A 13,857-nucleotide genomic window follows, 5' to 3' on the forward strand; every position below is an offset into this window, starting at 1 on the left:
TTAAATTCGCTCAAATGTGCAACTTCTAGGAGGGTGCATGAAGGCCGCCGTCATCGAGAAACCCGGCGAGATCTCCGTGCGTGACGTGCCTGCTCCCCGTCCGGACCCTGGACATGTGGTGATCCAGGTGGGGGCCTGCGGCATCTGTGGCACGGACTTGCACATCGCCGCCGGTGAGTTCCCGCCCAGCCCGTATCCACTGATCCCGGGGCACGAGTTCGCCGGCACCGTCACCGAAGTCGGTGACGACGTCCACACCGGCATCGCCCCGGGTGACCGGGTGGCCGTCGACCCGTCGCTGTTCTGCGGACATTGCCGGCAATGCCGCCGCGGCCGGGGCAACCTGTGCGCGAACTGGGGAGCCATCGGTGACACCGTCGACGGCGCCTTCGCCGAGTACGTCGCCGTACCCGCGACCACGTGCTACCGGCTGCCGGACACGCTCAGCTTCGCCCAGGGCGCCCTGGTGGAGCCGGTGTCGTGCGCCGTGCACGGCGTCCGGCGGTTGGGGGTCGCAGCCGGTGAGCGCATCCTCGTCATCGGCGCCGGCACCATGGGCCTGATCATGACGCAGCTGCTGGCGGCCAGCGGCGCCCGAGTGAGCGTGGTCGACCTGATGGAGTCCAAGCTGCCGCTGGCCGAGAGCCTCGGCGCCGCGGAGGTGGCCACCAGCGTCGACGACCTCCCGAAGCGCGCGTTCGACGCCGCGGTGGACGTCACCGGCGCCCCGCCGGCCATCGAGGACGCCTTCAACTCGCTCGACCGCGGCGGACGACTGCAGATCTTCGGCGTCGCCGCCGACGACGCCTCGGTCAACCTGTCGCCGTTCCGGATCTACAACGACGAGATCACCGTCGTCGGCTCCATGGCCGTCCTGCACAGCTACGGCGACGCGCTCGAGCTCGTGGCCGACGGGATCGTCCAGACCGAGCCGCTGGTGTCGCACACGTTCGCCCTCGACGAGTTCGAGCAGGCGCTGTCGATGATGCGCTCCGGCGCCACGATCAAGGCGCAGGTCGTACCGAACGGGGGTGAGGCGGCATGACACGGCGACGCGCCCGGGTGGCGCTCGTCGCCGGTGTGGGCGCAGTCGCACTCACCACCGCGTGCGCGGGAGCAGGCAGCCTCACGGCCGGTTCCTCCGATGCCACGACCATCGTCGTCGCGGTGGTCTCGAATCCGCAGATGACCGACGCGATCTCGTTGTCCGACGATTTCACCGAGTCCCACCCCGGCATCGACGTCGACTTCGTGTCACTGCCCGAGAACGAGTCCCGGGCGAAGATCACCGCTTCGGTGGCCACCGGCGGCGGTGAGTTCGACGTCGTCATGGTCAGCAATTACGAAACCAGCATGTGGGCCGAGAACGGCTGGCTGGTCAACTTGCAGCCCTACGCCGACGCCACCGAGGACTACGACACCAACGACTTCATCGAGCCGGTCCGCGAGTCGCTGTCCTACGAGGGCGACATGTACTCGGTGCCCTTCTACGGCGAGTCGTCGTTCCTGGTCTACCGCCAGGACCTGTTCGATCAGGCCGGCCTGACGATGCCCGAGCACCCGACGTGGCCGGAAGTCGCCGAGCTCGCCGCGGCGATCGAAGCGGAACTGCCGGACATGGACGGCATCTGCCTGCGTGGGTTGGCCGGTTGGGGTGAGAACCTCGCCCCGTTGAACACCGTCATCAACACCTTCGGTGGCCGTTGGTTCGACGAGGAGTGGAACGCCCAGCTCACCTCACCCGAGGTACGAGAAGCCGTCGAGTTCTACGTCGACCTCGTCCGTGAGCACGGCCAAGCCGGTGCGGCCACCTCGGGCTTCGCCGACTGCGCCACGCGGTACGGGCAGGGCCGTGCGGCCATGTGGTATGACGCCACGTCGATGGTGAACGTGGTGGAGAGTCCGGACGACTCCGTGACGGCCGGACTGAACGGCTACGCCCAGGCTCCGGTCGTGGAAACCGACGCCAGCGGCTGGCTGTACACCTGGTCCCTGGGCATCCCTTCCTCCACCGAGCACCCCGACGAGGCGTGGGAGTTCGTCGCCTGGATGACCGACAAGCAGTACGCGCACACCGTCGCCGAGGCGTACGGCTGGGAGCGCGTCCCGCCCGGCAGCCGCACGTCGACGTACGAGATCCCGGAGTACGCCGAAGTCGCCGAGGCCTACTCGGAGCCGACGCTGCAGGCCATCGAGAACGCCAACCAGGAAACGACGATGGCCGATCCGGTTCCGTACGAGGGCATCCAGTTCCTGGCCATCCCGGAGTTCCAGGATCTCGGCACCCGGGTGGGGCAACAGATCTCCGCCGCGATCGCCGGGCAGATCAGCGTGGACGAGGCGCTCGACCAGGCCCAGAGCTACGCGGAGACCGTGGGCGGGTCCTACCAGGAGGTGGGCGAATGAGCACGGACACCGTCACGCCGGGAGCCGCCGCGCCCGTCCGGGCGACCCCCGCGACCTCGAAAGCAGTCGCGCGGCGCGAAGGCTGGCGCCGGCGAGCCCCACTGCTGCCCGCGCTGATCTTCGCGATCATCGCGACTCAGATCCCGTTCCTCGTCACCGTCTGGTACTCGCTGAACTCCTGGAACCTGGTGAATCCCGGTTCCGAGCGATTCGTCGGGCTGTCCAACTACGCCGACGTCTTCACCGACCGGGTGTTCCGTCAGGCCGCCGTGAACACCGTCCTGATCACCGGCGGATGCGTGCTGATCGCGATGCTCCTCGGGATCGGCGTGGCGCTCCTGCTGGACCGGCGCTTCCTCGGCCGTTCGGTGGTCCGGACGCTGATGATCACGCCGTTCCTGGTCATGCCCGTGGCCAGCGCGTTGATCTGGCAGACCTCGATGCTCGACCCGGTCTTCGGCATCGTCAACTTCGTCATCGGCACGGTCGGCTTCGAGCCGGTCGACTGGGCCAGCTCGTACCCACTGGTGGCCGTCATCGGGGCGCTGGTCTGGCAGTGGACGCCGTTCATGACCCTGCTGGTCCTCGCCGGCCTGCAAAGCCAGGGGCGCGACGTGCTGGAGGCCGCGCAGGTCGACGGCGCCGGGGCGCTGCGGACGTTCCGCTCGATCACCCTGCCGCGCCTGCGCCGTTACATCGAGCTCGGGGTGCTGCTCGGCGCCATCTACGTGGTCAACACGTTCGACCAGATCTACATCCTCACACAGGGCGGACCGGGCACGGCCAGTACGAACCTGCCCTTCTACATCTACCAGCGAGCTTTCCTCGGCTTCGACATCGGCCAAGCCGCCGCCATGGGCGTCGTCGTGGTCATCGGCACGATCGTCGTCGCCACGCTCGCGCTCCGGTTGCTGTTCCGCACGTTCTCCGAGGAGCGATGATGGCTGCACTCGACACCGCAGTACACACGCGGCAGCGCGGCGCCGGGGCACTCACCGTCCTGACGTGGTTCGTCGGGCTGCTGTTCTTCTTCCCGGTGTTCTGGATGGTCCTCACCGCGTTCAAGCACGAGGCCGACGCGACCACCGACCCGCCGAAGCTGTTCTTCACCCCGACGCTGGAGCAGTTCGGCAACCTCTTCGACGCCGGCGCCGGGCCGTACTTCCTGAACTCGCTGTTCGCGACGACCGTGTCGACGCTGCTGGTGATCGCGCTGGCGGTTCCCGCGGCGTACGCACTGGCGATCCGGCCGGTCAAGCGGACCCAGGACGTGCTGTTCTTCTTCATCTCCACCAAGATGCTGCCCGTCGTCGCGGTGATCGTGCCGATCTACGTCATCGCCGGGCGGATCGGTGCGCTGGACAACGTCTGGATGCTCGTCGTGCTGTACACCGCGATGAACCTGCCGATCGCGGTGTGGATGATGCGTTCGTTCCTGCAGGAGATCCCGGCCGAGGTGCTGGAGGCCGCGCAGATGGACGGCGCGACACTGCGCCAGACGATCGTGCAGGTGATGCTGCCCATGGTGGCCCCCGGGTTGGCCGCTACCGCACTGATCTGCGTCATCTTCGCCTGGAACGAGTTCTTCTTCGCCGTCAACATGACCGCATCGCAGGCCGCGACCGTGCCCTTGTTCCTCGTCGGCTTCATGACCAGCGAAGGGCTGTACTGGGCCCAACTGTCAGCGGCGGCGACACTCGCCTCGCTGCCGGTCGTGCTGGCCGGCTGGGTGGCGCAGAAGCAGCTCGTCCGGGGCCTTTCGATGGGCGCCATCAAGTAACGTCGGGGGCATGAGCCGCGTGCTGCGCCCGGGCGCCTATCTGGCGTTGCTCCTGCCGACTGCCGTAGCCGCCGTGGTCACGTCGCTTTTCGCACCAGATCAAACGTACCGGCGGTGGATGCGCTTGATCGCCGTCAAGCAGGGCGCTGCTCGGCGGGGACCACGCGTGGGTACGCGGGGAAGGCTGCTGGGACACGCCGTCGCCAGCGTGTTCGTCGGTCTGGTGGGCTGGGTCCTGCTGGCCATGATCGGGTTGATGATCGCTCGTGGAGCTCTCTACGGCGTGGTTGATCGAGGACCGTACGACAATGCCTGGGGTGGGCCGTCACGGGCCGGCGCCTGGCTGACACATTTCGCCATCTCCGTGCCCATCGCGGCGGTAGCGGTCGTGCTCGTCGTCGGGGTCGCGAACCTGCATCTACGGATGACGCGACCCCTGCACGGCGAGGCGATGCCATGGTGGACCGTGCCGGTGGCGCTGGTGGTGTGCGGCGTGGCGACGTTGTTCCTGGTCGGTTGGGTCCAGCAGATCTGAAGGTGTGATGAGCAACATGCCGGAGTCGCCAGCCCTCGAACCGGAACGCGGCGTCTACGCCAACCGCACACTCAATCTGCGCTCGGTCCGAGCCATCGGCTACGACATGGACTACACGCTCATCCACTACCGCAGCGACGAGTGGGAACACGCCGCGTTCCGGCATGCCTGCCGGGTTCTCGACGCCGGCGGATACCCGGTCCACGACGTCACGTTCGACCCCGACTACCTGCAGGGTCTGGTCATCGACCTCGACCGGGGCAATCTGATCAAGGCGACCAGGTTCGGCTACGTCATCCAGGCGCAGCACGGCACCCGCCAGCTCTCGTTCGACGAGCTGCGTTCCACCTACGCCGGCGTGGCGGTCGATCTCGCCGATCCGCGGTATCGATTCATGAACACGATGTTCACGATCTCCGAAGCCGCTCTCTACGCCCAGCTGGTCGACCGGCTGGACGCCGGAATCATCCCAGGCCCGCTCGGTTACGACGAGCTCTACCGCGTCGTGTCGGCGGCCCTGGACGAGTCACACACCACGGGTGCGTTGAAGGCGGAGATCGTCGCCGACCCCGACCGATTCTGCGACCTCGACCCCGACACCGCGCAGACGCTCATCGATCAACGCCTGGCCGGCAAACGACTACTGCTGATCACCAACAGCGACTGGACCTACACCCGGGCGATGATGAGTTACGCCTTCGACCGTTACGTACCGTCGGGGTCGTGGCGCGACTTGTTCGACATCGTCGTCGTCGCCGCGGCCAAACCGCGCTTCTTCTCCCAGAACGAGCCCGCCTTCCGCGTCGTCGACCCGGAACGCGCCTTGCTTCAACCGCACCACGGCCCGTTCGAAACCGGCGAGGTGTACCACGGTGGTTGCGCCCAGCACGTCGAGCAGAGCATGCAGCTCACCGGCGACGAGATCCTCTACGTCGGCGACCACCTGTTCGGCGACGTCCACGTCACCAAGTCGGCTCTACGGTGGCGCACGGCACTCATCATGCGCGAACTCGAAGCCGAAATCGCTGATGCCGCCAAGTTCGCCCCACAGGAGAGCCAATTGCGACGGCTCATGGCGGACAAGGTCGAGCTGGAGGACCGCCTGGCCTACGCCCGACTCGCCCGGTTACGGCGAATCGAAGGCGACGACACCGGACCCACCAGCGTCGAGTCGTTGGAGTCGTTGCGCGAGGCGCTGCGCGCTCTGGACGAGCGGATCGCTCCCCTGGCCCGAGCGGCCGGGGAACTCGGCAGCGCTACCTGGGGACCACTGATGCGCGCCGGCAACGACAAGAGTCTGTTCGCGCGGCAGGTGGAGAAGTACGCCGACGTGTACACCTCGCGGGTGTCCAATCTGGGCCGCAGGACGCCGTTCGCGTTCCTGCGTGCTGCACGGACCAGCCTCCCCCACGACATCGTGCCGATCGAACGAGCACCGGAGCACGCGCCTGAACAGCTGGAACCGGATCAGTGACGGCGCCCTGAACGACGACAACCGGCCGTGCGTACCGGGCAGAATGCCACGGCACACACGGCCGGTGCGGTGGGGAGCCGCCGAGCGCCCACCTAGTGAGAGAAGTGTTGGAGGTCTAAGGCGTCAGCCCAACAATCCCTTCAATACGCCGTCGAGAAGGGCGAGCAACGAGTCCAGCACACTGAGGTGTTCCATGTCCGCGTCTCCTTCACAGGGGATGTTCGACTTTCTAGACCCACCCGATCCATGCTGTGGCCCGGACGACCCAGCAGGTCATGACGTTGAGTCTAGCAATTCGTGAATGCGCGCAAGCGAAAAACAAGAATTGCTCGGCGCATTTCTCTATTCAACCGAGATTGCACGATCACAAGGCGGGTCAAGTAGGTCCTAACCGGACATCACTACCTACTACTTCTCTTGTCATATCGCAGCTCGGAGGTTGGCCCGGGCTTGCGTTAGGATGAAGTCATGCACAACCGCGCCGCCCGAATGATGCGCCCCTGCAAGGGGCTCACCGGCGTGCGCTGACCATCACCAGACTCTCTCAGCCGAGCCCCTGCCGTGCAGGGGCTCGAGTCGTCATGTACTCGTCCCCAGCCCGCGCAGGGCGAAAGGATGATCATGACGAACGGCCGCTTCTATGTCACGACCGCGATTCCGTACGTGAACGGAGCGCCGCATCTGGGCCACGCGCTCGAACTCGTCCAAGCCGACGTGCTCGCCCGGCACCATCGCCGGCGCGGACGCCCGGTGCGCTCGCTCACCGGCACCGACGACAACGCCCTCAAGAACGTCGCCGCCGCTCACTCGGCGGGCGTGCCGGTCCATGAGTTCGTCGCCGCCAACGCGTCTCGCTTCGCCGCCCTGCGTGATCAGCTGGCGTTGTCGCTCGACGACTTCATCAGCACCAGCCGCGACCCACGCCATCGCCCGGGCGTGGAAGAGCTGTGGCGGCGCATCGCCGCGCGAGGCGACTTCTACCGCCGCCGTTACGACGGCCTCTACTGCATCGGCTGCGAGCAGTTCTGCACCGCCGCCGAACTGGACGACGACGGCCGCTGCGCCGAGCACGACCGCCCGGCTGAACACGTCAGCGAACAGAATTGGTTTTTCCGGTTGTCCCGCTATGCCGCACCACTGCTGGCTGCGATCGAGTCGGGGAAGCTGAGAATCGAGCCGGCGACCAAACGCAACGAGGTCCTCGCGTTCATCCGGGCCGGCCTCGACGACATCAGCGTCTCACGGCTTGCAGCGCGTGCCGACGGATGGGGCATCCCGGTTCCCGACGATCCGGAGCAGGTCATCTACGTCTGGTGGGACGCGCTCGCGAACTACGTCACCGCCTTGGACTTCGGTACCGACGCGGCAGCCTATGACACCTGGTGGGCTGGATCAGCTGAGCGCGTCCACATCATCGGCAAGGGCATCGTGCGCTTCCACGCCGTCCACTGGCCGGCGCTCCTCTTGGCCGCCGGGCAGCCGCTGCCGACCACCATCGTCGTCCACGACTACGTCAGCGTGGCCGGCGCCAAGATCTCGAAGAGCAGCGGCACCGACGCCGACCCGGCCGAGCTGTCCCAGCGGTACGGGATCGACGCGCTGCGGTGGTGGCTGGTCCGCGAGGTGCCGCGCGTCGGCGATGTCGACTTCACCGTGGAGCGCCTCGTCGAGCGCCACGACCGGGAACTCGCCAACGCCGTGGGCAACCTCGCCAACCGGACCGTGACCCTGGTGCACAAGTTCCGTGACGGCGTCGTCGATCTCGACGCCGAACTCCCGGACCGCCCCGAGGTACTCGCGAGAGCGCAGCAGCTGCCCTCCACCGTCGACCGACATCTGGCAGCCTTCGACTTCCGGGCGGCGACGGAGGCGATCCGGGTCGTGGCCGAGGCAGGTAACCGGCTGGTCGATGCCGAGCGCCCCTGGGAACTGGCCCGCGCGGAGCGCGCCGGTGACGCCGCGGCGGGCCCACGCCTCGACGCGGTACTCAGCACGTTGATTCGCGCGGGCCGGATCATCGCTGCCGAACTCGCACCATTCGTCCCCGATGGCGCCGCACGCCTGGCCGCGCAACTCGGCGCCGATAAAAGCGTCGGCGAGCCTGGGCCGGTGTTCTCCCGTTCGACTACTGTGGCCTGATCCGCGCTGTTGCCGGGAGGACGCCATGGGCCAGGGTGTGCACGTTCAAGAGTTGCCGGGCATCGGCAAGCGATTCGACATCGATCTCGGCCGGGCAGAGCAGCGCATCTCGGTCGTCGTGCGTAAGAACGGATCACGCGACCTCTACGCCTTCACCACGACGTCCGACGAACCGAGCGCCGTCATCGAGCTGAACAGCGACCAGGCGCGCAAGGTGGCAGCCGTACTGACCGGTACGTTCTTCGAGGCCTGAGGGTTCCAGCGCACCACCATGCATGCTGAGTTGATCGGTCTCGGCGCGGTCGTCCTGGTCGCGGGACTGCTCGCCCGCGCCGGGCGCCGCGCCGGGTTGCCCACCATCCCGTTCTACATGCTCGCCGGGATCCTGCTTGGCCCCAGCACACCCGGCCCGGTCCTGATCGAGCACCCGGACGACATCAGCGTGCTCGCTGCGCTCGGCCTGGTGCTCCTGCTGTTCCACCTCGGGGTCGAGTTCCCGGCCGAGCAGGTCTTCGGCGGCGGCGGGCGGCTGTTCGCCGCGGCGGGGTTCTACATCGCCCTCAACGTCACCTCGGGGCTGATCCTGGGGTTCACGCTCGGCTGGGGAACGCGCGAGGCGTTCGTCGTCGCTGGGGCGGTCGGCATCTCGTCGTCGGCCATCGCGACGAAGATGCTCATCGAGCTGCATCGCCTCACCAACGCCGAAACACCGGTCATCCTGGGCATCATCGTCCTCGAGGATCTCTTCCTCGCGCTGTACCTCGCCTTGCTCTCTCCGGTCCTGGCCGGCTCGGAATCCACTGGCGAGTTCGTCGTCGACCTGCTGGTCAGCTTCGGGTTTCTCGCTGTGCTGTTCGTCGTGGCGCGCTACGGCGCCGCCGCGATCGGCGCGTTGATCGGCAGCCGCGAGAACGAGCTGCTGGCCATTCTGATGGTCGGACTCGTCGTGCTGGTCGCCGGCGCCTCCGAGGAGTTCGGCGTATCCGACGCCATCGGCGCACTCATGATCGGCTTGGTGATCTCGCGCACCGCGGTCAAGGAACGGGCGGAGTCCGTGGTACTCCCCCTCCGTGACGTCTTCGCGGCGGTGTTCTTCATCGCCTTCGGACTCAGCATCGACGTCGCCGGTCTCGGCGCGGTCGCGGGAGCCGTGGCCGTCGCCATCGCGATCACGTTCGTGGCCAACGTGGCCGCCGGGATGGTGACGGCGCGGCTGTTCGGGTTCAACCAGCGCGCCGCGGTCAACATCGGGCTCACGGTTCTGGGCCGAGGCGAGTTCTCGTTGATCCTGGCCACCCTGGCCGTCACAGCGGGGTTGGACGAACGTATCGGACCGTTCGTCGCCCTGTACGTCCTCGTCCTCGCCGTGCTCGCCCCGATCCTGGCCGCCAACTCCGGATACCTCGCCAGGCTCGTCCCGGGCCGCCTACTGCGCTCGCGCTATCGCTACGTGCGTGCCGAGACGATGAGCACCGCCTGCACGCACCTCGACCAGATCAAGGTGACCACGACCGACGTGGACGTGTGCGCGCTATGCGCCGAGACCGGTGACGACTGGGTGCAGCTACGGCTCTGCCTGGCCTGCGGGTACGTCGGGTGCTGTGACGACTCGCCGAACAAGCACACCTCGGCACACCACCGCGCGACCCGCCATGCCATCGTCGAATCCCTCGAGCCCGGCGAGGGGTGGCGGTACTGCTACGTCGACGAGATTCTCGTCCGCGAGCCGATGGGCAGCTCGGACTCTTCGGCCGGCTAGCGAGACCGGTCGGCATGGCGGCCTCGCCACACCGGCTCCGGCTCGGGCACCGCGGCGTCGTCCCACACCGGCGTGCGAGCCGCTGTGCGCTGCCGGGGAGCCAGCCCCCGTTCAGCGGCCACGCCGAACGCGTCGCCGCCCTTCTTCCGCCGATCATCGGTGCCCCACTCCCGCGTCCGCGGGACCGGAACCATACGGGGCACGTGCTTGGAACAGTGGATGTAGGCCTCGTGCACGTCGACCACGATCCAGCGTTCCGGGCGGCGACCGGGGACGTCGACGTCGACCTGCTCGTCCGGATACCGATCCTGGAACTCGCTCGCCGACAATAACGAGGCCGCCCCGTTGACGTGCAACCCGACGAGGTCACGGACGAAATCCATGAACAACAGTCCGACGTGCGGGTTCTCGGTGATGTTCCCGGCGCTGGCCATGACGCCGTTGCCCCGGTACTCCGGCCAGGCCACCGTCGTCGGGCTGAGCACACGTACGAATCCGGCCGGTCCGGCGCGGAAGGTCGCATCGCACTCACCGCGCGAATCCGACGTCGAGACGAAGACCATCTCCATCCGGCCGACGAACTCGCGCATCGCTGCGTTCAAGTGGTCGGACATCTGCTCGCGATAGAAACGGTCGGCACGTTCACCGGTGCCGCAGGCTTCTTGAAGAGAATGCTCCCCGGCCGAGCCGGGACGTGCGTCGTCGAATCCGTGGAACGGATTTGTCATGCGGTGAAACCTCCTGGGGCCAGCCCGCCCAGGCTGCCCGGTCGCCATCGTGCACATGATCACCTATTGCGCATCAGAGTGAAAGGACAGACTCACCTCTCTCGGAGCAAATTTCATTATCCGGACACGTGGACCGTGTGCCTCAGCGGGCTGCGCTGCCGATCAGGTCACGGATGACGCCCGCGTCGGGTCGGCCGATCGATTCGCCGATGGCCAGCGCTTCTTGCCAGCTCCGATGAGCTCGCGCGTCGTCGTCAGCAGCGGCGTGCGCCTCGCCGAGATACCTCAGCACATCCACTTCCAGATAGCGATCACCCAGGTCTCTGGCCATCGTCAGCGCCCGCTCGAAGCAGTCGGCTGCTCCCGAACAGTCGCCGACGCGGCACAGCGAGCGGCCGAGGCCGACCAGGGTCATGGCTTGCCCGACCCGGTCGCCGAGCTGTTGTTGCAGGATCAGCGCCTGCTCACCATGATCGAGCGCGACCTCGTGGTTGCCGGCTCGGGCATGGACCCGGCCCATGACGGCCAGCGCCAAGCCCTGCCCGCGTGGGTCGTCTTCGGCCACACACAAGCCATAAGCGTGCTGGAGCCAGCGAAGCGCATCGTCTTGTTGCCGCAGACGCAGCAACACGACGCCGGCCATGATCTGCGTCCGGGCACACCAGACTCGGTGCCCCAGGTGGTCGAACAACGCCAGGGCGAGGCGAAGCTGCTGGCGAGCTACGCCGAACGCGCCGGCGGTGAACAGTGCCCGGGCCATCCCGATCCGGATGTGCGCCTGCCCGAGGGCGTCGTCTGCGTCCTGGACGGGCGGCAACGTCAGCTCCAGCGCCCGCTGCCAGCGCGGAATGAGGCCGCGGCGTTGCGCGAAATCGGACAGCGCCCAGCACAGCTGCCATGCGTGTGTGCCGAACCCGGCATGGATCGCCTTCTCCACGGCGGCGAACAGCGCTGCGTGCTCACGCATGAACCATGCCATCCCGCCGGACACCGACGGATCCTCGGGCAGCACGCCGGGCTCCGGATCGGGCACGTCGATGGGCAACCGGAGCGGGTCGACCAGCAACGCCGCGGCGCGGGCGGAATGGACGTAATGGTCCAGCAGGCGCCGAAGCGCGGCACGCCGGGCCGAGGCGCCGTCGAACTCATGTGACAGTTCGGTGGAGTACGCCGTGAGCAGGCGATGGGTGGTGATGCGACACGGTGTCTCTTCGACGACGAGGTTCGACCGGACGAGCTCGGCCATGGAGCGGCGGACCTCCGATACGGACTCACCGACCAGACTGGCCGCGGCCCGCACGAAGATGTCCGGCCCGACACGCAGACTGAGCATGCGGAACAAGGTCGCCGCGTTGCTGCTGAGCGTCCGGTATGAGTGCGCGAACACCTTCCGGATGTCGGCCGCCGTGCCGGGGTCGCTGCACGCGTCGAGAAGCCGATCCGGATCGCGTAGCTCCTCGGCGAGCGCACGGAGCGGATAGTGCGGCCGCGCAGCAGCACGAGCAGCCATGATGCTCAGCGCCAGGGGCAGCCGGGCGCACCGGGTGATGATCTCTTCGGCCGCGGCCGGCTCCGCGGCCACCCGCTCGTCACCCAGACGGCGGCACAGCAGCTCCCGCGCATCACCGGGATCGAGTGGGTCGAGGGTCAAGGTGCGCGCGCCCTCGACCGCGACCAAGCCGCACAGCTGATAGCGGCTGGTCACGACGACCACGCAGCCGGACGAACCCGGCAGCAGCGCTCGGACCTGTTCCGCGTCGTTCACATCGTCGAGCAGGATCAGCATCCGCCGCCCCGCGGTCAGGCTGCGATAAAGCCCCACCCGGGCGTTCAAGCTGTCGGGGATCCGCGCGGCCGGCACTTCGAGAGCTTCGAGCATCCCGGTGACGGCAGCGGCCGGCGTGGCCGGCGGCCCGCTCGGGTCGAATCCACGCAGATTCACATACAGCTGCCCGTCGGGAAACCGGTGAGCCACGCGTTGGGCCCAGTGCATGGCCAGTGCCGATTTGCCGACCCCCGCGGTGCCGGTGATGACGGCCAGCACCGTCGACGATCTCGCGCTGCCGTCACCGGGCACCATGGCATCGAGCTTGCTCAGCTGCTGGGCTCGGCCGGTGAAACTCACGATGCCCGTCGGCAGCTGACGCGGCACCGGCGCAGCGGGCACCACTCGCGCCACGGTTTCGGCCACGGACTCGTCCCGCAAGATCGCATGATGCAGACGGCGCAGCTCAGGGCCCGGATCGAGCCCCAGCTCGTCGGCGAGGTAGCAGCGTGTTCGGTCATAGACGTTCAGCGCTTCAGCTTTTCGCCCGGCCTGATGCAGACTCCGCATCAACAGCCCGGCCAGCCGCTCGCGTCCCGGATGGTGGCTGACCGTTTGCGAGAGCTCCGGCAGGATCGTCGCGCCACTGACCGACAGGCCCGCCGAGGCCAGATGCTCTATGGCCGTCAGGCGCTCCTCCTCCAGGTCGGCGCAGATCCGACTGCGCAACCACTCGCTCGCGGCGTTGTCGATCGCGGGCCCGCGCCACAGCGCGAGCGCGGCCTGCAGCGCGTCGACCCGGTCCTGCAGGTCGGTGAGCGTCATGGCGTGGCCCACCATCGACCGGAACCGGTGCGCGTCGACGAGGTTCGGGTCGGCCGAGAGCCGGTAACCGCCGGCGGTCGAGGCCAGCTCGACACTGTCGTCAGCCGAACTCAGCAACGTGCGCACCCGCGACACGTGGCTGCGCAAGGTGTGCCGGGCGCGGTCGGAAGGCTCGCCATCCCACAGCAAGTCAGCCAGCCGGCCGGCCGGTACCACGCGGTTGAGCTCCAGCAACAGCACAGCGAGCAGACAGCGCTCCCGACGGCGCGGCATCGCCAGCGTCGTACCCGTCGAGACCACTTCGACGGGTCCGAGAATGCGGAACTGCACCGTCATCGGAGGTCTCCTTCGCGCTCGTACTGCGCTCTCGACATGTGGTAGCTGATCACAAACAGCTCCAATCGACAACATAACCGGCAACTCGGACGACTGACTTGTCTTGTCAG

General features: G+C 67.6%; 11 protein-coding genes. 9 read left to right on the top strand and 2 right to left on the bottom strand.

Annotated features, from left to right (window positions below; all coding sequences use genetic code 11):
- The first annotated feature begins 37 nt into the window (after positions 1-37).
- The 9 genes from M6444_RS19090 (at position 38) to M6444_RS19130 (ending at position 10,093) form a co-directional block, all read left to right on the top strand.
- A complete protein-coding gene (locus M6444_RS19090; protein WP_298331117.1) occupies positions 38-1,045 on the top strand; it encodes a zinc-dependent alcohol dehydrogenase family protein in 1,008 nt (335 codons plus the stop codon).
- Positions 1,042-2,406, top strand: a complete 1,365-nt coding sequence (locus tag M6444_RS19095; protein WP_298331119.1) for a sugar ABC transporter substrate-binding protein — start codon at positions 1,042-1,044, stop codon at positions 2,404-2,406. The genes M6444_RS19090 and M6444_RS19095 overlap by 4 nt, the downstream gene beginning before the upstream one ends.
- Positions 2,403-3,347 carry a sugar ABC transporter permease gene (locus M6444_RS19100; RefSeq protein ID WP_298331120.1) on the top strand — a complete coding sequence of 315 codons (945 nt, stop codon included), beginning with the start codon at positions 2,403-2,405 and terminating at the stop codon, positions 3,345-3,347. The genes M6444_RS19095 and M6444_RS19100 overlap by 4 nt, the downstream gene beginning before the upstream one ends.
- The gene (locus tag M6444_RS19105) at positions 3,347-4,186 is read left to right on the top strand and encodes a carbohydrate ABC transporter permease (RefSeq protein WP_298331122.1); all 840 of its coding nucleotides are present in this window, start codon (positions 3,347-3,349) and stop codon (positions 4,184-4,186) included. The genes M6444_RS19100 and M6444_RS19105 overlap by 1 nt, the downstream gene beginning before the upstream one ends.
- A 10-nt stretch (positions 4,187-4,196) precedes the next feature.
- Positions 4,197-4,721 carry a hypothetical protein gene (locus M6444_RS19110; RefSeq protein ID WP_298331124.1) on the top strand — a complete coding sequence of 175 codons (525 nt, stop codon included), beginning with the start codon at positions 4,197-4,199 and terminating at the stop codon, positions 4,719-4,721.
- A gap of 7 nt (positions 4,722-4,728) precedes the next feature.
- Positions 4,729-6,195 (top strand): HAD-IG family 5'-nucleotidase, encoded by a 1,467-nt coding sequence (locus M6444_RS19115; protein WP_298331126.1) that lies wholly within the window; start codon positions 4,729-4,731, stop codon positions 6,193-6,195.
- Between the two features lie 621 nt (positions 6,196-6,816).
- Positions 6,817-8,334, top strand: a complete 1,518-nt coding sequence (gene metG / locus M6444_RS19120; protein ID WP_298331128.1) for a methionine--tRNA ligase — start codon at positions 6,817-6,819, stop codon at positions 8,332-8,334.
- A 25-nt stretch (positions 8,335-8,359) separates the two neighbouring features.
- Positions 8,360-8,587, top strand: a complete 228-nt coding sequence (locus tag M6444_RS19125; RefSeq protein ID WP_298331130.1) for a hypothetical protein — start codon at positions 8,360-8,362, stop codon at positions 8,585-8,587.
- 18 nt (positions 8,588-8,605) lie between these two features.
- Positions 8,606-10,093, top strand: coding sequence for a cation:proton antiporter (locus M6444_RS19130; RefSeq protein WP_298331132.1), 1,488 nt, complete (start codon positions 8,606-8,608; stop codon positions 10,091-10,093).
- On the opposite strand, the gene M6444_RS19135 is transcribed toward M6444_RS19130, so the two are convergent.
- Entirely contained in the window at positions 10,090-10,821 is a 732-nt protein-coding gene (locus tag M6444_RS19135) for a pyridoxamine 5'-phosphate oxidase family protein (protein WP_298331134.1), read from the bottom strand. The genes M6444_RS19130 and M6444_RS19135 overlap by 4 nt on opposite strands.
- Positions 10,822-10,963: 142 nt before the next feature.
- Complete coding sequence (locus M6444_RS19140; RefSeq protein WP_298331136.1) at positions 10,964-13,747, bottom strand: BTAD domain-containing putative transcriptional regulator; 2,784 nt, start codon at positions 13,745-13,747, stop codon at positions 10,964-10,966.
- Between the last annotated feature and the right edge of the window lie 110 nt (positions 13,748-13,857).

The organism is Haloactinopolyspora sp., from assembly GCF_027324685.1.
In the GTDB taxonomy this organism is placed as follows: Bacteria; Actinomycetota; Actinomycetes; order Jiangellales; family Jiangellaceae; genus Haloactinopolyspora.